The sequence below is a fragment of the Alcaligenes sp. SJTW-7 genome (assembly GCF_047716895.1).
Classification (GTDB): domain Bacteria; phylum Pseudomonadota; class Gammaproteobacteria; order Burkholderiales; family Burkholderiaceae_B; genus Alcaligenes; species Alcaligenes ammonioxydans.
On sequence record NZ_CP136682.1, the window covers coordinates 3,314,509 to 3,333,850 of the forward strand.

General features: G+C 58.4%; 16 protein-coding genes. 9 read left to right on the forward strand and 7 right to left on the reverse strand.

Annotated features, from left to right (window positions below; genetic code table 11):
- Nucleotides 1–7 precede the first annotated feature (7 nt).
- Nucleotides 8–688, forward strand: a complete 681-nt coding sequence (locus tag RSQ48_RS14990) for a protein-L-isoaspartate O-methyltransferase family protein (protein ID WP_003802073.1) — start codon at nucleotides 8–10, stop codon at nucleotides 686–688.
- 15 nt (nucleotides 689–703) lie between these two features.
- Nucleotides 704–2,026, forward strand: coding sequence for a TolC family outer membrane protein (locus tag RSQ48_RS14995; RefSeq protein WP_240209292.1), 1,323 nt, complete (start codon nucleotides 704–706; stop codon nucleotides 2,024–2,026).
- 332 nt (nucleotides 2,027–2,358) lie between these two features.
- On the opposite strand, the gene rfaE2 is transcribed toward RSQ48_RS14995, so the two are convergent.
- From rfaE2 to ubiE, 6 genes are all read right to left on the reverse strand, one after another.
- Nucleotides 2,359–2,841 carry a D-glycero-beta-D-manno-heptose 1-phosphate adenylyltransferase gene (gene rfaE2 / locus RSQ48_RS15000; protein ID WP_003802078.1) on the reverse strand — a complete coding sequence of 161 codons (483 nt, stop codon included), beginning with the start codon at nucleotides 2,839–2,841 and terminating at the stop codon, nucleotides 2,359–2,361.
- Nucleotide 2,842: 1 nt separating this feature from the next.
- Nucleotides 2,843–3,712 (reverse strand): ferritin, encoded by an 870-nt coding sequence (locus RSQ48_RS15005; protein ID WP_003802080.1) that lies wholly within the window; start codon nucleotides 3,710–3,712, stop codon nucleotides 2,843–2,845.
- A 174-nt stretch (nucleotides 3,713–3,886) separates the two neighbouring features.
- Nucleotides 3,887–5,443, reverse strand: coding sequence for a ubiquinone biosynthesis regulatory protein kinase UbiB (gene ubiB, locus RSQ48_RS15010; protein WP_059318224.1), 1,557 nt, complete (start codon nucleotides 5,441–5,443; stop codon nucleotides 3,887–3,889).
- 2 nt (nucleotides 5,444–5,445) lie between these two features.
- On the reverse strand, nucleotides 5,446–6,075 hold the full coding sequence (locus RSQ48_RS15015; RefSeq protein ID WP_131070941.1) for an SCP2 domain-containing protein: 630 nt from the start codon (nucleotides 6,073–6,075) through the stop codon (nucleotides 5,446–5,448).
- A 180-nt stretch (nucleotides 6,076–6,255) separates the two neighbouring features.
- Nucleotides 6,256–7,248 (reverse strand): Tim44 domain-containing protein, encoded by a 993-nt coding sequence (locus tag RSQ48_RS15020; RefSeq protein ID WP_059318223.1) that lies wholly within the window; start codon nucleotides 7,246–7,248, stop codon nucleotides 6,256–6,258.
- A gap of 212 nt (nucleotides 7,249–7,460) precedes the next feature.
- Nucleotides 7,461–8,231: a bifunctional demethylmenaquinone methyltransferase/2-methoxy-6-polyprenyl-1,4-benzoquinol methylase UbiE gene (gene ubiE, locus RSQ48_RS15025; RefSeq protein WP_039943448.1), complete on the reverse strand. Its 771-nt coding sequence runs from the start codon at nucleotides 8,229–8,231 to the stop codon at nucleotides 7,461–7,463.
- 263 nt (nucleotides 8,232–8,494) lie between these two features.
- Here ubiE and phoB point away from each other — a divergent pair, with 263 nt between their 5' ends.
- The 5 genes from phoB (at nucleotide 8,495) to RSQ48_RS15050 (ending at nucleotide 12,731) form a co-directional block, all read left to right on the forward strand.
- Complete coding sequence (gene phoB, locus RSQ48_RS15030; RefSeq protein ID WP_035270329.1) at nucleotides 8,495–9,205, forward strand: phosphate regulon transcriptional regulator PhoB; 711 nt, start codon at nucleotides 8,495–8,497, stop codon at nucleotides 9,203–9,205.
- 4 nt (nucleotides 9,206–9,209) lie between these two features.
- Nucleotides 9,210–10,508, forward strand: coding sequence for a phosphate regulon sensor histidine kinase PhoR (gene phoR, locus RSQ48_RS15035; RefSeq protein ID WP_240209293.1), 1,299 nt, complete (start codon nucleotides 9,210–9,212; stop codon nucleotides 10,506–10,508).
- An 80-nt stretch (nucleotides 10,509–10,588) separates the two neighbouring features.
- Nucleotides 10,589–11,020 carry a VOC family protein gene (locus RSQ48_RS15040; protein ID WP_003802094.1) on the forward strand — a complete coding sequence of 144 codons (432 nt, stop codon included), beginning with the start codon at nucleotides 10,589–10,591 and terminating at the stop codon, nucleotides 11,018–11,020.
- 2 nt (nucleotides 11,021–11,022) lie between these two features.
- The gene (pxpB, locus tag RSQ48_RS15045) at nucleotides 11,023–11,721 is read left to right on the forward strand and encodes a 5-oxoprolinase subunit PxpB (protein WP_003802096.1); all 699 of its coding nucleotides are present in this window, start codon (nucleotides 11,023–11,025) and stop codon (nucleotides 11,719–11,721) included.
- A complete protein-coding gene (locus RSQ48_RS15050) occupies nucleotides 11,718–12,731 on the forward strand; it encodes a biotin-dependent carboxyltransferase family protein (RefSeq protein ID WP_240209294.1) in 1,014 nt (337 codons plus the stop codon). Before pxpB ends, RSQ48_RS15050 begins: the two co-directional genes overlap by 4 nt.
- Nucleotides 12,732–12,992: 261 nt before the next feature.
- Here the strand turns inward: RSQ48_RS15050 and ilvA are convergent, their stop codons facing one another.
- Entirely contained in the window at nucleotides 12,993–14,501 is a 1,509-nt protein-coding gene (gene ilvA, locus RSQ48_RS15055) for a threonine ammonia-lyase, biosynthetic (protein WP_003802099.1), read from the reverse strand.
- Between the two features lie 150 nt (nucleotides 14,502–14,651).
- On the opposite strand from ilvA, the gene RSQ48_RS15060 reads away from it, so the two are divergent.
- Both RSQ48_RS15060 and RSQ48_RS15065 read left to right on the forward strand, forming a co-directional pair.
- On the forward strand, nucleotides 14,652–15,197 hold the full coding sequence (locus RSQ48_RS15060; RefSeq protein ID WP_003802101.1) for a YqaA family protein: 546 nt from the start codon (nucleotides 14,652–14,654) through the stop codon (nucleotides 15,195–15,197).
- Nucleotides 15,198–15,344: 147 nt separating this feature from the next.
- Nucleotides 15,345–19,286, forward strand: a complete 3,942-nt coding sequence (locus tag RSQ48_RS15065) for a DUF3683 domain-containing protein (RefSeq protein ID WP_219235172.1) — start codon at nucleotides 15,345–15,347, stop codon at nucleotides 19,284–19,286.
- Nucleotides 19,287–19,342: the final 56 nt, after the last annotated feature.

Consider the following 19,342-nt stretch of genomic DNA (forward strand, 5'->3'; position numbering starts at 1 on the left):
GGAAGCTATGAACCATATTGCGCTGTCTGAACTCGAACGTGCCCGTTACTACATGGTGGAGCAGCAAATCCGTCCCTGGAACGTATCCGACGAAAACGTGCTGCAAGCGTTGGTCGCGGTCCAGCGTGAACGCTTTGTGCCCCCGTCTTTGCGCTCGTCGGCTTTTTCGGACACCGAGCTGCCACTGATCATCAATGCCGTGGACACGCACGAGACCATGCTCTCGCCCAAAGTGGAAGCCCGCCTGACGCAGGAACTGCTCTTGCAGCCCAGCGACGGCGTACTGGAAATCGGTACTGGCTCGGGCTACCAGGCGGCGTTGCTCGCCCACCTGTCGCAGCAAGTGACCTCTATCGAGATCGACAGCAAGCTGGCCGCATTCGCTCAGGAGAACCTGCAGCGTAACAATGTGCGCAACGTCAAGGTGGAAGTGGGCGACGCCCATGCTGGCTGGGGTACGACCGAATACGACGCCATTCTGGTCACTGGCTCAGTCCCTGTCATTCCTGACGCCCTGAAATATCAACTCTGTATCGGCGGGCGCCTGGTAGTGGTGGTCGGTCAGAATCCGGTCATGACGGCAGTGCGCATCACTCGCACCAGCGCAGCCAGCTTTGAGACGACGCCCTTGTTTGATACCTGGATCAAACCGTTACGCGGCACCGCGGTTTCGCAGTTTCGCTTTTAAGCACGCATGCGGTGCATGATTTCCGTGCGACTGGCGCTGTGCTCGCTGCTTGCCTTGAGCAGCACCGCCCAGGCGCAGGATCTGTTGCAGGCCTGGAATCAGGCCTTGGCTCGTGAACCCCAATTTGGCGCCGCCCAAGCGCTCCGTCAGGCGGATCAGGAACTCGTTCCGCAAAGCCGGGCGCAATTATTGCCACACATCAGTGCGATTGGTACGGCCGAGCTCCAGGAGCGCCGTCAGACCGGCCAGCTATCCAATCAACAAGCGAGCAATCGGGCCGCCTGGACGCTGACGCTGAGCCAGCCCATCTACAACCGCAATGCCTGGGCACGCTACGAACGTGCTCAGTTACTGGCGCAAGGAGCCGATATTCAGCTTAGCCTGGAGCGGCAGGACTTGATGTTGCGCGTCAGCCAGCATTATTTTGATGTGCTGGCCGCGCAAGACACGCTCTCTACCCTGACCGCCCAGCAGGCTGCTATTGAGGAGCAGTTACGCGCGGCCGAGCAGAACTTTGAGCTGGGCGGCACCACCATTACCGACGCCTACGAAGCCAAATCACGGCTGGACCTGACCCGTGCCAACGTCATTCAGGCGGAAAATGCCTTGCAGGTAGCGCGAGACAAACTGGCAGCACTGACGCTGGAACGCGCTGAAACACTGGCTCGCCTGCGTGACCCCCTGGTCTTGCCTGCTCCCCAGCCCGCAAATCTTCAGGACTGGCTCGATCAGTCCCGTCAATCTGGCCTGAGCGTTGCCTTGGCGGAGATCAAGGCGCGAGCAGCCGAAGAGCAATTGAAAAGCATCCAGGCACTGCATGAGCCTACCCTGGCACTGAAAGCCCAGACAGGTAGTGGCAGTGACCAAACCCTGTTCGGCCAAACCGGCGGTGGCCCCCGCTCCTTAAACAGCGCGCTGGGTCTGGAACTGAGCATTCCCATTTTCCGGGGGGGTGAGACCCGCTCTCAAGTTCGTGAGCAAAGCTCGCGGCTGCAGCAGGCCCGCTACGACTACCAATTCGCCATTCAGCAGTCTCTTCAGCAGACACGCCAGTACTTCTCGGGTGTCACCACTGGTCTGGTGCGGGTAAAAGCACTGGAAACGGCCACCCAATCCAGCCAAGATGCACTGGAGGCCAACAAGCTGGCATACGAGGTCGGTGTGCGCGTCAATATCGACGTACTCAATGCTCAGCAGCAGCTTTATGAAGCCCGACGCAGTCTGGCACAAGCCCGCTACGAGGTCCTGATGAACAGTCTGCGTCTGAAAGCCGCCAGTGGCACCTTGAACGAAAACGACCTGCGTGCTGTCAACGATCTGCTTGAACCGGCATCCTGAAGCCTGCGCTGGCAAGAGACACGAACCAGGCACCGCAATCTGGCCCTAGAAGCATGACCTCTCCAGCCAGACTCGAGAACTCATACATACGCTCAATATCTGCCTCCGAGACACATACGCCCAGCCCACCAGATCAAGCACGAGGGCCGCATCACATCTTGCTCAGCCACTGATAAACGCAGGAGCAGTCCTGTCTGGCTTGGGCCCAATACTCCGGCATCTATCAAACACTAAACCATCCTGGGCATCAGCAGACCCTCGAGCTCCCTGCTTGCAAGCAAAAAAAATCCCAGACCAAGCCGGGATTAAACACATCCATTTGTATTTCGCTTTCAGTCGCGCAGCTTCTTGACCAGTGCTGTCGTGGAACGCTGAAACTCAAAGGGAATGGCGACGGCATCGCCTCCCCAGCTACGCACCAGTGCCGTTTCGGGCAAGGCTTCCATATCGTAGTCACCGCCCTTGACGATCAAGTCTGGGCGCAGGGCGGCAATCAAGGCTTCCGGGGTGTCCTCATCGAACAGGACCACGGCATCCACGCAAGCCAAGGCAGCCAACAAGGCGGCGCGATCCTGTTCGGAATTGATGGGGCGCTCCGGGCCTTTGTTCAAACGGCGTACCGACGCATCGGTATTCACCCCTACGATCAGTGATGCACCCAGCTGCGCGGCCTCATCCAGGTAGCTGACATGCCCGCGATGCAAGATGTCAAACACACCATTGGTAAAGACCAGCGGACGTGCCAGGCGACCCTGCTCCACAGCCTCACGCAACGCCTGCAGTTCCAGCACCTTGGCCTCGAAACGCGCACTCATATCAAGCCTGCACCAGGGACGAGTCCGATCCAACCTGACGAGCCAGTTCCTTACGGTAACGGTTCAATTCCTGAACGGTTTCAAACGAGCTGCCCATCAAAAGGGACATATTGTGCAGGATACGCGAGCTGACTTTATGCTCCCACTCCTTGTCAAAACGAATCTGCGTATCCAGCCAGTTTTCCAGCCAGCCGGGTGAAGGCAGCTTGGACTGCACGGTATCTTCCGGGAACATGGCCTTGTTGACGTGCAAGTTGGTGGGATGCAATGCCTGGGCCGTGCGATGCGCCGACGCCATCAGCACTCCAATCTTGGAGAAGGCCAGTCGGGCTTGCAGACCGAACTCCTGGCCCTTGTGTACCAGGGCACGCTTCATATAGCGCAGGTACGCACCGGCATGACGGGCCTCATCCTGGGCCACGATCTTGTAAATGGCCTTGATGACAGGTTCGGTGTGCCAGTCTGCGGCACGACGGTACCAGTGGTTCAGGCGAACCTCGCCGCAAAAGTGCAGCATCAGGGTTTCCATGGCGGGTGCCGGATCAAAATCAAAGCGCACTTTATGCAACTCTTCTTCGGTAGGCATCAGCTCGGGGCGGAAACGGCGCAGGTATTCGATCAGAACCAGTGAGTGTTTTTGCTCCTCGAAGAACCATACGGACATAAAGGCGCAAAAATCGCTGTCATCTTTATTGTCACGCAGGAACATCTCGGTTGCCGGCAAGGCAGCCCACTCGGTAATGGCGTTCATTTTGATGGTGTAAGCCTGCTCGTCGCTCAGCTTGCTGCCGTCAAAATCATCCCATGGTATGTCATGCGCAAAATTCCAGCGCACCGCTTCCATGGATTTAAATAAGTCATGGTAAAGCATAACGATTCCTAAAAAGAATCAAGCGGTTCCTTGAGGGCGGCCATTTACCGTCCGGAAGGCGCCGGAAAGCGCCAGCTTAGCAATACGCTGGCGGACCTGCGTCTATCGTAGAACCTGCAGTTATCAGAAATATGTCAGCCACAAAAAAACTGACACGCTGCGGGGTCGTCACACTTAACGCCCCACCAAAGCCCAGATGGCCACCCCGACCGCCACCGCCAATACAGCACATAAGGCGGTCAACAATCGGTTGGTCTGCTGCTGCGACTGACGCAGCAGCTTAAGTTCCTGGTTCAACGCCTGCCCTGTCTCTGGTCTATTCAGGCTGGAATAAACCAGACGCGGAAGCTGCGGCATGATCTGGGCCCACTGCCCGGCTTCCTGTTTCAAACGCGAGTAAAAGCCCGATGGACCAATACGCTGGTACATCCACTTTTCCAGATAAGGTTTGGCGGTATCCCACAGATCCAGTTCCGGATCCAGGTCCCGCCCCATCCCCTCCACATTCAGGAGAGTTTTCTGCAGCAGCACCAGCTGCGGCTGAATTTCCACATTAAACCGGCGCGAGGTCTGAAATAGACGCAAGAGCACTTGCCCCAGCGAGATCTCGGACAAAGGCCGATCAAAATACGGTTCACACACCGCGCGTACCGAGCCTTCCAGCTCTTCCTCGCGGGTTTCTGGCGGCACCCAACCAGACTCAATATGCAGTTGGGCTACCCGGCGGTAGTCGCGCCGGAAAAAAGCCAGAAAATTCTGTGCCAGGTAGTTTTTGTCGAACTCGGACAAGGAGCCCACGATGCCAAAATCCAGGGCAATGTAACGGCCCAGCGTCTCAGGGGCATCCGACACATAAATATTGCCAGGGTGCATGTCAGCATGGAAAAAGCCGTCGGTAAACACCTGGGTGAAAAAAATCTCCACCCCTTTGCGGGCCAGATCTTTCAAGTCCACGTTGGCCGCACGCAAACGATCAATCTGATTGACGGGGATACCCTTCATGCGATCCATGGTGAACACGGTGGATGCGCAGTAATCCCAATGCACTTCAGGCACGATCAGCAACTGGGTGCGCTCGACATCCTTGGTGAAATTGCGGCGCAGCTGACTGCAATTGGAGGCTTCACGAATCAGGTCCAGCTCGTCGTTCAGATACTTGTCGAACTCGGCGACCACCTCACGCGGCTTCAGACGACGGGCATCCGGTCCCAGACGTTCCATGAACGCGGCCAGAACCCGCATCAGGCGCAGATCTTTGTGAATGACCTCACGCATGCCCGGACGCAGCACCTTCACAGCGACCTCGCGGCCATTGTGAAGGGTGGCAAAGTGAACCTGGGCGATCGAGGCCGAGGCGACGGGCGTGCGATCAAATTCCTGGAACAGATCGTAAGGCGAGGCACCCAACGCTTTCTGAATCGTCGCCTCCGCCACGTCGGAAGGAAAAGGCGGCACACGATCCTGAAGCATGGCCAACTGTTCGGCGATATCCATCGGAATCAGATCCCGGCGCGTAGAGAGCACCTGACCGAACTTCACAAAGATGGGGCCCAGACTTTCCAAAGCCAGGCGCAAACGCACACCGCGCGGCAGCTTGGGCTTGCGGCCCAGACGCACAACGCGCAACAGGCGGGACGCCCAGGGATGGCGGATACTGGAGAGCACCAGCTCGTCCAGACGAAAACGGAATACAACCAGCAGGATGCTCAGCAGACGGCACAAGGAGAACATATTCAGGACTCCCGCCGACGTGCATCAAGACGACTCAAGCGCTGGTCCAGCTCGTTCAGACGCTGGACCAAACTGGACGCCTGCCCGCGCATCCGTTCCAGTTCGGGACGGGTGACCAGCAAGGCACTTTCCTCGGTCAGGTACTCGGTAGCATTGCCGGCCAGACGCTGCCCCAAATCCCGCAGCCCGGAAACAGCCCGTCGCGCGCCACTGAACAGACGCACCGCCATGACATCGCCCACTATCTTGGCCAGATCATGTTCCGCATCCCAGCGCAGATTGGCCGCCAGATCAGATACCAGATTAGCCAGACCGGCCTCACCTTGCACATGCATCAGTTGCGCCACCCGGCTGAAATCGCCATCCTGCAAAATTTGTGGCAGCTCCGGCAGCTTGTCCTGAGGCAGGGTCAAGGTCACATCAGGAACCACAGCGGGGTGGCCCTGCTCCAGCTTGCCCTGGGAAGTGATGGTGTAGACCAGTTGTAAACGGCCCACAATCAGCGAGACGGTTTTACCTGCATGCGCCTGCAAACGATCGCGCGCCCAGTCCTCGCGATCAAGCAAGGCATTGAGCAAACGCACGCCCACGGCGCTAGGTTCTAGGAATGAAGGGATACCAAGCATGTCCATGCAAGTCTACTGCCGGGGCGAGTAAACCAGTCCAATTAAAACAGCCAGTTTAACCCGACAGACACACGGCCGGATGCACGAGACTAAAGGAACACGGGCAGATGGGATCACAGAGAAACGAGAGCGCTCATAACAGAACAGCCGCCTGAACAAGAAGGCGGCTGTTTGTTTCGATAAAGATCAAGCGTTGGGGTCAACCGGGATCTGCTGAATGCCTGCCAGCAGCCAGCCGGCGCCGTCAGCTTTAAACAGATTCCAGACTTCCTCGAAGCGGAAGGCCTCGGCACCCGCCTCTTCACGCAACATGCCGGAGTAACGAACACTGGCCAGGTGACCATCGGCCACTTTTTCAATGCCCAGCAGCTCCGCATTGAGCAGGACCACCTCAGTCACGTTCTCACCCTGACGCTGGGCGATCTGAGGGGCAGCTTCCTTGAGCAGATCATCGGTCAAGAATGTACGCAGCTGTTCGACATCGCCCTTGTCCCACAGCTTCTGGATTTCCACAAACTGGGTCTTGGCATTGGCCAGGAACGTCGGCGTATCAAAGTCACCAGGGATAAACCAGCTCTCATCGACCGGAGGTGCGGGCACAGCGGCAGCAGCGGCCGGCTGTACAGCAGGGGCAGCGGCAGGAGCCGGTGCCGGCGCAGCCTGGGGCTGTTGCCAGGGGCTGCGAGCAGGCTCGGCATTACGCATCATGGACTGACCACCGGCTTGCTGCATGGCAGGACGAGCCGCCGAACCACGCAAACGGCGCACGATAAACAGCACAGCGAAAATAACCAGGCCAATCAGCAAGAGGCTGGACATCATTTCCAGGAACGCACCACCCAAGCCCATGCTGGAGAGCAAGGCGGCAATACCCAGGCCGGCGGCAATGCCGGCGATCGGGCCCAGGAAGCGGGACATACCCGACTTGGCAGCCGTACCCGCAGCGGCCGTACCGGCAGCAGCAGCGCCAGCAGCAGGAGCCGCCGAGCGAGTCGTGTTATTGGCCGCGGCTGGCGGCGTCGCAGCCGAGCGATTACTGGTGATATTGGAAGACTGGCGGCCAAAACTGGAGCCACCACCCATACGACGTGCTTCCGCATCGTAGGAAACGGTCAGCAAAGCGCCGGTGCTAAAAGCCAGCACAGCGGCCATGAAGTAACGAGAAAGCCGTCCAGACATAGTCACAAACTCCTGACCAGGACAAGCGCTTGACACACAGGGGGTTGAGCCCCCGGCCATACCATCCCAGTCGGTTATTCAAGAAAACTTACGATAAGCTGAACATTAACATGACACGTACACCTGCACCATGTTTTTTTTACCCTGTGTGACAGACAAAAAACAAACGGCACCCAAGGGTGCCGTGATAGAAAGACAGAATTCGCAGCGGATCAGTCCAGACGAATGCCTTCATGCAACGCAGCCACACCGGCTGTCAGATTGAAATACTGCACGCGCTCCAGCCCCACGTCCCGCATCATGTCCGCCAGCGTTTCCTGGTCAGGATGCATGCGAATGGATTCGGCCAGATAGCGATAGCTTTCCTCATCCTTGGCCACCAGCTTGCCGATACGGGGCAGCACGTTAAACGAGTACCAGTCATAAGGAGCCTGCAAAGGCTTGGCCACGCGGGAAAACTCCAGCACCAGCAACTTGCCGCCCGGACGCAGCACGCGTTTCATTTCGGCCAGCGCACGGTCTTTGTGGGTCATATTGCGCAAACCGAAGGCTACCGAGACGCGGTCAAAATAGCCGTCGGGAAAAGGCAGATGTTCAGCATCGCAAACCGCAACCGGGGTAATGATGCCCTTGTCCTGCAAACGATCACGCCCCACGCGCAGCATGGAACTGTTGATATCCGTGTGCCAGACCTCGCCATCGGCACCGGCCTGACGCGCAAAGGTCTTGGTCAGATCCCCTGTTCCCGCCGCAATATCCAGCACCTTCATTCCCGGTCGAACGGCTGCGCGTCCAATGGTGAAGGCTTTCCAGATACGGTGCAGGCCGCCCGACATCAGATCGTTCATAATGTCGTAGTTGTTAGCCACCGAATGAAAAACCTGGGCGACTTTGCCCGCTTTTTCGCTTTCGGCCACGGTTTGAAAGCCGAAGTGCGTATCGGCATTCTGGGCGGAGGGGTGAGAAGGACGCTGTTTTTCCATAATGGCATAATCGTAACGCAGATTTCCCGGTACAGAAACGAAAATCCCGCCCGCTGACAGCCACCCTTTCGCGCACATTCACAAACCTGAAACATTAACGCCATATGATGGCCGTATTACGTGCAGTCAGGAATTGAAGTGCCTCCCGTATTGCCCTTGAGCGGCCTGAGCCCTGCGGCAGGTTCCCGTGCTCAAGCCCGATACAGACAGGCCGCCGACCTGACCCCTCTTTTATTTTTTATCGGACCAGTCTGAAGCTAACAATGAGTACAAGCATATTAGTCGTGGAAGATGAGCCTGCGATCCAGGAGCTGATCTCTGTCAACCTGTCTTTTGCCGGCCATAAAGTGCTGCGCGCCTTTGATGCTGAGCAAGCCCAGATCCTCATCCGTGCCGAGCTGCCAGACTTGATCCTGGTGGACTGGATGTTGCCCGGCTCTTCGGGCATCAATCTGGCCCGCAAATTGCGTTCGGACGAACGCACGCGACACATTCCCGTCATCATGCTGACCGCCAAAGGCTCGGAGCAGGACAAGGTGGACGGCCTGGAGGCCGGTGCAGACGATTACATCACCAAGCCCTTCTCGCCCAAAGAGCTGATTGCCCGCATCAAGGCCGTGTTGCGCCGCCGCGCGCCTCAGTTGACCGACGATGTGATCTCCATTGGCAACCTGCAGTTGGACCCCAGCACACACCGCCTGTCCAGCCAAGGCATGGCCCTGACCATCGGACCGACTGAGTTTCGCCTGCTGCACTTTTTCATGACGCACACCGAGCGCGTTTTCACCCGCTCCCAGTTGCTGGATCAGGTGTGGGGCGACCATGTGTTTGTTGAGGAACGCACGGTAGACGTGCATATCCGCCGCCTGCGCAAGGCGCTCGAACCGAGCGGACACGACAAACATATTGAAACGATCCGTGGCTCAGGCTATCGTTTTGCCCTTTCCCCACTGGAAAAGGCGCCGACCGCCTGATCCCATGTTCAGCATATTTACGTCTATTGTTATCTGGGCCCTGTTGGGCAGCCTGATCGCCTGGTGGCTCGGTCCATTGATCGGTCTTGCCCTGTTTTGTGGAGGACTGCTCCTACTGCTGGTCATCAGCACCTTGCAGTTATCCCGCGTTGAACGCTGGACTCGCAACCTGAACGACCCGCCCCCTCCCGCAGTCGGCCCGTGGGATGCCATTCTGGCCCCCATTTACCGCCAGTTGCGCCGCGACCGCCAGGAAATTCAGGACCTGAATCGTTACGTAGACGGCATCATGATGGCAGCCGAGGCGCTGCCCGACGGCGCCATTACCCTGAACGGGGATATGGAACTGCAATGGTGCAACCAAACCGCCTGTGAGCACATCGGCCTGAATCTGGCCACAGACCGTCACCACAGCATCTTCAACATCCTGCGCGAGCCCGAGTTTTCCCGCTACGCCCGCCAACCCCAGTGGGATGGCCCCCTGATGCTGCATCTGAACAAAGATGGGCGGGAGCGCTCTTTGCTATTGCAATTGACGCCTTACGGTTTGGGCCAGTTCCTGATTGTGACTCGCGATGTCACCCAGGTTGAAATGCTTGAGACGACCCGCAAAGACTTTGTGGCCAATGTGTCCCATGAGCTGCGCACCCCCCTGACGGTATTGCTGGGTTTTCTGGAAACGCTGCAGGATATGCCGGCCGACAGCCTGCCTTTGGAACAGCGTCAGCGCTACGAGCAAATGATGCTGGAGCAAACGCGCCACATGCAGTCGATTGTGTCCGACCTGCTGACCTTGTCCACCCTGGAATCTTCCCCCACCGTCGAAGGTGACGTCGTACAGGTCAGCCAGTTGATTGAAAGCGCCTTGAAACAGGGCGAGGCCATTTCGGGCGGGCAGCACAGCTTTGTCACGGACATAGATGCCCGCATTGCCATTCAGGGCATGGAAACCGAGCTGAGCTCGGCCGTCTCCAATTTGATTACCAACGCGGTGCGCTATACCCCCAAGGATGGCACCATCACCGTACGCTGGTATTTGAATGACAATGGGGAAGCCTGCTACAGCGTTCAGGATACCGGTATCGGCATCGCCGCCCAGGATATTCCCCGCCTGACTGAACGTTTCTACCGTGTGGACAAGGGCCGCTCCCGTTCCACAGGCGGCACCGGGCTGGGCCTGGCGATCACCAAACACATTATCGTGCGACATAATGCCGATCTGCAGATTCAAAGCCGTCTGGGCGTAGGCAGCGTGTTTATGTTGCGTTTCCCCAAGAGCCGGGTCCGACTCCAGGACAGCTAGAACATACGGGGCCATATTGGCCCTACAATAAATGGCTCTGAAGACCACGTTGCCGGCCTTATGCCGCACAGGAGCCAAGCATGTCCCATACCAACGAGCTGCGCCCTTTCCACCTGGCTTTTCCGGTCCATGACCTGGCCGTTGCACGCCAGTTCTACGGACAGACCCTGGGCTGTCCCGAAGGCCGGTCCTCTGACCAGTGGATCGACTTCAATTTCTACGGCCACCAGATCGTGGCACACCTGGCCCCGTCGGAATGTGGCAGCAACGCCACCAGCGCGGTGGACGCTCATAATGTGCCCGTTCGACACTTTGGCGTCGTCCTGGACATGCCCACCTGGCAGGCCCTGGCAGACAAACTGGTCGCCGCCGGCACCCAGTTTGTCATCGAACCGTATATCCGCTTTAAAGGTGAACCCGGTGAACAGGCCACCATGTTCTTCATGGACCCATCGGGCAATGCCCTTGAGTTCAAAGCCTTCAACAATCTGGATTCGCTTTTCGCCAAATAAAGATGCATACCTCCTGGCAACTTAGCGAACAGGGCGACCGCTGTCTGCGCGTGCAGTTCAGCGGCGAGCTATCGTTGGACACGGGCCTGCGCTGTACCCGGGCTGCGCGTCTGCTGCGTGAGCAGGCACCGGCCTGCGTCCGTGATCTGGTCCCCAGCTTTACGGCGGTGGCCATCCACTTCTATCCCGATGGCAGCACGGACCAGCTCGCCCGTTTGCGCGACTATGTCCATCACGCACTGGTCGACCTGGATGCCGTGAGCGATCAGGTCGCCCCCGGCGCATTGGTGGATATTCCTGTTTGCTACGGCGGCCCCTTCGGCCCCGACCTGCCAATCCTTGCCGAGCAGTTGGGGCTGAGCCAGGAACACCTCATTGAGCTGCACGGCAGTCAGCCCCAACTGGTATTTATGGTGGGCTTCGCACCGGGGGCTCCCTATATGGGCATCTTGCCTGAACCGCTGAATGTACCGCGCCGTGCTACGCCGCGCACCGTGCTGCCCAAGGGCTCGGTGGCAATTGCCAACCGGCAGACCATTATTTACCCCAACGAGTCTCCCGGAGGCTGGCATTTGATCGGCCGCTCGCCGGTCAGCTTGTTCGATGCCCGGCGCTCTCCCGCGGCCTTGCTTGCCCCCGGCGACCAGGTGCGCTTTGTGCCATTGCCTCACGAACAATTTGATCTCTGGACTCCCGCATGACGGTACATATCCTCAAGCCGGGCATGCTAAGCAGCCTGCAGGACCGAGGCCGGTATGGACACCAGCATCTGGGCGTATCGCCCAGCGGCGCGATGGACGAGCGTGCTCACCGCCTGGCCCATTTGCTGGCAGGCAATACCCCCGAACAGGATCTGGCCAGTCTGGAAATGACGGTACAAGGCCCCAGCCTGCGCTTTGATGAACCCGCCTTGTTTGTCCTGACGGGCGCAGACCTGGATGCCACCCTGGATGGCCAGCCCGTCGCTGCGCTACGCCCGACGCTGGCGCGCGCCGGACAAACGCTAAGCCTGCCAGCCGCTAAACCCGGCCACGGTGCGCGTGCGTACCTGGCGGTGCATGGCGGATTTCAGGTCGAACCCATACTGGGCAGCCAAAGCACCCATATGCGCGTAGGCCTGGGTGGATTTGAGGGCCGCGCTTTGAAAAAAGGCGACCAGATTGCGCTGGCCCGGCCACTCCCCAAGGACGAAACGGTGCTCAGTCGTCTTCAAGCCGAGCTGGATGAATTGCGCATCTACCTGCCCGCCGCCCTGGCCCTGAGCCCACGGGAGCGCCTGCGCGTCATTCTGGATCAAGCGGATCTGTTTACCGACGAGTCGCTGGCCTTGTTTCAAAGCCAGCACTATCGCATCAGCCCCGCTTCAGAACGCATGGGCTACCGTCTGGAAGGTCAGCCCTTACGTCGTACGTCATCTGAAGAACTGCTGTCCGCCCCCACGTGTTTTGGCACCATTCAAGTGCCTAACGATGGACAGCCCATTGTGCTGATGGCCGACCGGCAAACTACAGGCGGCTATGCCCGCATCGCTCAAGTCGCCAGCGTAGACCTGGCCCAGATCGCCCAACGCGTACCCGGTCAGAGCCTGGGTTTCGAAGTGGTGACCGTGGAGCAGGCGCAGGCACTGGCGGCTCGTCAGGAGCAGGCCTTCACGCGCCTCAATGAAAGTCTGGAGTCGTTGCGGCAGGCCCTGAAACGCTGTCTGGCCTAGTTTCGCAAGAGGCCAACAACAAAGCCTCTGTCGCGGCTTGCTCTCCTTCGTTCTGCCCTCGGGACGCAAGACTATCCGGCAACCTGAGCCATTCTTTGCTGATGAGCCCTCAGGCAACAACATAAGGCGCCTTGCTGGATCGCGGCTCGGCCTGCCGCTATCGAACTCAAGCACAAAAAAACACCTCACTTGATAAAGTGAGGTGTTTTTATGCGGATGCTGCTGACCGCAAGCCCTAAGGCCTTCAAGTCCTCGCCCGTGTTACAGGAACAACTTGTAAGCGGGGTTGCCGGTCTCATCCCAATACGGGTAGCCAAGATTGCCCAAAAAGGCCTTGAACTCTTTCTTGTCCGAAGCAGGAACCTGGATACCGATCAAAATACGACCGTAATCGTCACCCTGGTTACGGTAATGAAACAGACTGATATTCCAGTCCTGATTCATGCTGGAGAGAAATTTACGCAACGCGCCGGGGCGCTCCGGAAACTCGAAACGCAACAAGACCTCGTCGGTCGCCTGACTGGATACACCACCTACCATATGTCGCAGATGGGTTTTAGCCAGTTCGTTACCGGTCAGGTTCAAGGTACCAAAGCCTTTTTTTACAAATCGCTCTTCCAGCTTCTCGATTTCTGCTTCCGAAGAAATCGACATCCCCACAAAAACGTGTGCCTTTTCAGGATCGGACATGCGGTAGTTGAACTCGGTGACCGAACGGGTCCCCAAGGCGTCGCACAGGCGGCGAAAGCTGCCTTTGGCCTCGGGAATCGTCAAGGCAAACAGTGCTTCACGAGCCTGACCTACGTCGGCGCGGTCGGCAACCATGCGCATGCGGTCAAAGTTCATGTTCGCGCCCGAGGTCACCGCAATCAGGGTCTTGTTTTTAAGCTTGTGCTGGGCTGCGTAACGCTTGGCACCGGCCAAGGCCAGGGCACCGGCAGGCTCAAGCACACTGCGGGAGTCCTGAAATACATCTTTGATCGCCGCACAAATCGCGTCCGTATCCACGACGACAAAATCATCCACGTACTGACGCACCAGACGGAACGTTTCCGAACCGACCTGTTTGACCGCAGTACCATCCGAAAACAGGCCCACATCGGCCAGGTTCACGCGGCGACCCGCCTTGATGCTGCGCACCATGGCACAAGAATCTTCGGTCTGAACGCCAATGACCTTGATTTCAGGGCGCAAGGCCTTGATGTAGGTAGCAACACCAGCCGCCAGCCCACCCCCGCCAATCGCCACAAACACCGCCTCAATCGGGCCTGAATGCTGCTGCAGTATTTCCATGGCCACCGTGCCCTGCCCGGCGATCACATCGGGATCGTCGAACGGGTGTACAAAGGTCAAACCTTCGCTTTTTTGCAGCTCCAGAGCATGCTGATAGGAGTCGGAATAGCTCTCGCCCTCCAGCACCACTTCTCCACCCAGGTTGCGCACGCCATCAATCTTTACTTGCGGGGTGGTGGTGGGCATCACGATGACGGCACGGCAGCCGAGCTTGCGCGCTGCCATGGCCACCCCTTGGGCATGGTTGCCTGCCGACGCGGCCAATACGCCCCGCTTCAATTCTGCGGCCGACAAATTGGCCATCTTGTTATAGGCACCGCGCAGCTTGAAGCTAAAAACAGGCTGATAGTCTTCGCGCTTGAGCAGCACCGTGTTACTAATTCGTGCCGATACCTGAGGAGCGGGTTCAAGTGGTGTTTCGATGGCTACATCGTACACTTTCGAGGTCAGAATGCGCTTTAGGTAATCGTTCGACATGACTCAGCTTTACTTAACAACCGGTTTTGCCACCAAGGCCAGCCGCAGGCCCCTGCCTGAGACCGCTCACCGGGAAAGAAAAACAGAATACCATAGGCGCAAGCCCTCACTGGCGTCCATTATTTCCTCTCTTACCCACCCACTTTACTTATGCAAGCCTGGACTTCTGATCTCATTGCTTGGCTCTTGAACACCTTGTCTTTACCGGAAGTGGGCCTCAGTGCCATTTTCATCGTCAGTCTGGTCTCGGCGACCCTGCTTCCCCTGGGTTCCGAACCGGCTGTCTTCGCGTATATCAATCTGGCTCCCGATATGTTCTGGCCCGCGGTGCTGGTGGCAACAGTCGGCAATACGGCGGGGGGCGCCATCAGCTATGCCACGGGCCTGGCGGCCGAAAAAGCCTATGAGGCCTGGCGCGAGAAACATCCCCAAAGCACGGATGAGGACGAGACCAAGCCCAGAAACAAGGCCGCTGGCCGCTGGCATGAGCTGGGGCAGCGCTGGCTGATCCGCATGGGCCCGCCCGCCCTGCTGTTGTCCTGGCTACCCGTCGTGGGCGATCCCTTGTGCGCGGTAGCCGGCTGGCTGCGTCTGCCTTTTTGGCCCAGCGTGTTTTACATGGCGGTGGGCAAACTGGGGCGCTATATCACCATGACTGCCGGTTTGCTGTGGATTTTCCCCAAGCTGGGTTGGTAAATTGCTGCAAACTCGCCGCAAACCTCTCATTAACCCTGTTTCCCGCCGGTAGTAAGGGGGCAGCCCGGCGACGATTCGTATACACTTGTCTTTTGCCTATCTGCTCCTCGTTGAGCCGCCCTTTGACGGGCCTTGCCAATTATCGCCATGAACGCCCCCATTGCAAGCAAGCACCTGGCTGCCCAGGCACGCAACAACGACACGCCGCGCCTGCGTGAAATCCCCTACAACTACACCTCGTACTCAGACCGGGAAATTGTCCTGCGACTGCTGGGTGAGGAAGCCTGGGAAAAGCTGTCCGAGCTTCGCTCCGAACGCCGCACCGGCCGCTCCGCCCGCATGCTGTTTGAAGTCCTGGGTGATATCTGGGTCGTCAAGCGCAACCCCTATTTGCAGGACGATCTGCTGGACAATCCCAAGCGCCAGCATCAACTGATCGAAGCCCTGAATCATCGTCTGAACGAGATCGATCAGCGTCGTGACAGTGCCGTGCCCGATCGCGATGCAAAGGTTTTGCGCCTGTTGCACGCCGCCCGGGGTGCCGTCGCTGCGTTCGAGCAGGAATTTACCGATACCCGCGAACTGCGCCAGAAGATCGTGCGTTCACTCTCGCGTCTGACCGCCAAGGACAACATCAAGTTTGATGGCCTGTCGCGTGTCTCGCACGTCACTGACGCGACCGACTGGCGTGTGGAGTACCCGTTTGTCGTGCTCACGCCCGATCACGAAAACGAAATGGCCGCCCTGGTTCGCGCCTGTATTGAACTGAAGCTGACCATCATCCCGCGCGGAGGTGGTACCGGGTATACCGGTGGCGCCATTCCACTGAGCTGGCGCTCGGTTGTGATCAACACCGAAAAGCTGGACACCATTGGCAAGCCTGAACAAATCACGCTGCCTGGCATGTCCGAACCGGTCACCACGATTCTGACCGGCGCCGGCGTGGTTACCCGCCGTGTCGCCGATGCGGCCGAAGCCGCAGGTACCGTCTTCGCGGTCGATCCCACCTCTGCCGATGCCTCCTGTGTCGGCGGCAATATCGCCATGAACGCGGGTGGTAAAAAAGCCGTACTGTGGGGCACCGCGCTGGACAACCTGGCCTGGTGGCGCATGGTCGATGCCCAGGGCAACTGGCTGGAAGTGACCCGTCTTGAGCACAATATGGGCAAGATCCACGACGTGGAAATGGCCCACTTTGAAGTCAAATGGTTTGATGGCCGTTACGCCCCCGGCGCCCAACTGCTGCGCAGCGAAACCTTGCACATTGAAGGCCGCCGTTTCCGCAAGGAAGGCCTGGGCAAGGACGTAACCGACAAATTCCTGGCCGGTTTGCCAGGTATCCAGAAAGAAGGCTGTGATGGCCTGATCACACAGGCGCGCTGGGTACTGCACCGCATGCCGGCGCATACTCGCACCGTCTGTATGGAGTTTTTCGGCCAGGCGAAACAGGCCGTGCCCTCCATTGTGGAAGTCATTGACTACCTGAATGGCGAAGGCAAGCGTATCGGCGCCATTCTGGCCGGTCTGGAGCACTTGGACGAACGCTATCTGCGCGCTGTGGGCTATGCCACCAAGAGCAAGCGCGATGGCCTGCCCAAGATGGTTCTGATTGGCGACATCGTGGGCGATGACCCCGATGCTGTGGCAACGGCCGCCTCGGAAGTCGTGCGTCTGGCCAATGGCCGCTCCGGTGAGGGTTTTGTGGCGGTCAGTGCCGAAGCACGCAAGAAGTTCTGGGCCGACCGTGCCCGTACTGCTGCCATTGCCCGCCACACCAACGCCTTCAAAATCAACGAAGACGTGGTGATCCCCCTACGCCGCATGGGCGAGTACACCGAAGAAATTGAACGCATCAATATCGAGCTGTCCACGGACAACAAGCTGCGTCTTACCCGTGAGCTGGAAGATTTCCTGCAAGGCGATCTGCCCGTTGGCAAGATCGAGGACCACAACGATGCCGAGCACACCCGCGAAGAAATTCTGAACGAGCGTCGTCACGACGCCCTTCAGGTGGTACGCAGCGTGCGCCAGCGCTGGCAGTGGTTGCAGGACAACCTGGACAAGCCCCTGAAAGACGCGCGGGCCGAGCTGGCCGAGATTGGCGTGCCGCTGGACAGCGCCGCCATCGACGCCCGTTTGCAGGCCGACCCGGACACCTCGATCTTCCAGCTATTACAAGACCACACCATCCGCACATCCTGGAAGAGCGAGATTCGCGAGAATCTGGAACACATTTTCCCAGGCGCCGACTGTGCTGCGGTGCTGGCCGAACTGCAGGCCATTCACGACCGCGTGCTCAAAAGCCGTGTATTTGTCGCCCTGCACATGCACGCTGGCGACGGAAACGTACACACCAACATCCCCGTGAACTCAGATGACTACGGCATGCTGCAGCAAGCCAATGTCACCGTCGCCCGCATCATGCAAATTGCACGCGGTCTGGACGGCGTGATTTCCGGTGAGCACGGTATTGGCCTGACCAAGTACGAGTTCCTGACTCAAGAAGAGCTGGAACCTTTCCAGAACTACAAGCGCGAAGTGGACCCGAACAACCACTTCAACGCTGGCAAGCTGATGCCCGGTGCGGACTTGAGCCGCGCCTGGACCCCCAGCTTCAACCTGCTGGGCCACGAATCGCTGATCATGCAACGCAGCGAGATTGGCTCCATCTCCCACGCCATCAAGGATTGCTTGCGTTGCGGCAAGTGCAAACCGGTCTGTGCCACCCATGTGCCACGCGCCAACCTGCTGTACTCGCCCCGCAACAAGATTCTGGCCACCTCTTTGTTGATCGAAGCCTTCCTGTACGAAGAGCAGACACGCCGCGGGATCAGCCTGAAGCACTGGGAAGAGTTTGAAGACGTGGGCGACCACTGCACCTTGTGCCACAAGTGCTACAACCCCTGTCCGGTCGATATCGACTTTGGCGATGTGTCCATGGAAATGCGTTCCTTGCTGAACCGCATGGGCAAGAAGTCTTTTAATCCGGGCTCGGCCGCGGCCATGTTCTTTCTGAACGCCAAAGATCCGCGCGTCATCAAAGCGACGCGTACCGCCATGATCGAGGTGGGCTACAAGGCGCAGCGTGCTGCTCACAATCTGCTGGCGGCGCCGGCACGCAAACAGGTCAGTGCGCCGCCTGCCACGATTGGCAAGGCACCGATTCGCGAGCAGATCATTCACTTTGTCAACCGCAAGATGCCCGGTGGCCTGCCCAAACAGACTGCCCGTAAACTGCTGGACATCGAGAACTCGGACTATATCCCTATCATTCGCAATCCCGAAGCCACCTCGGTAGATTCGGAAGCCGTGTTCTATTTCCCCGGCTGTGGTTCGGAGCGCTTGTTCTCGCAAGTGGGTCTGGCAACCCAGGCCATGCTCTGGCATGTTGGCGTGCAGACTGTGCTGCCCCCAGGCTATCTGTGCTGTGGCTACCCGCAGCGTGGCAGCGGCCAAAGCGACAAAGCCGAGAAGATGATCACCGACAACCGTGTGTTGTTCCATCGCATGGCCACCACCCTGAACTACCTGGACATCAAAACCGTGGTGGTGAGCTGTGGGACCTGTTACGACCAGTTGGCAGGCTACGAGTTCGACAAGATTTTCCCCGGTTGCCGTCTGATCGATATTCACGAGTTTCTGCTGGAAAAAGGACTGAAACTGGAAGATGTGCAAGGCGTACGCTATATGTACCATGACCCTTGTCACAGTCCCATGAAGCTGCAGGACCCCATGAAAACGGTCAAATCCCTGGTGGGCGATAGCACCATCAAGGCAGACCGCTGCTGTGGCGAGTCCGGCACGCTGGCGGTGTCACGCCCAGACATCTCCACGCAGATCCGTTTCCGCAAACACGAAGAGCTGCAGAAGAACCAGGATGCTGTTCGCGCCGATGGTTTCCAGGGCGAAGTCAAAGTGCTGACTTCCTGTCCTTCCTGTCTGCAAGGCTTGTCCCGTTACGAGGACGAAACCAAGATGGATGCGGATTACATCGTGGTGGAAATGGCCAAGCACATGCTGGGTGAGAACTGGATGGCGGACTACGTCCGCCGTGCCAACGACGGTGGTATCGAGCGCGTGCTGGTGTAAGCCTCGCGCCTCACATTCCGCAAACAGGCCGGCTTTATGTCGGCCTGTTTTGTAAA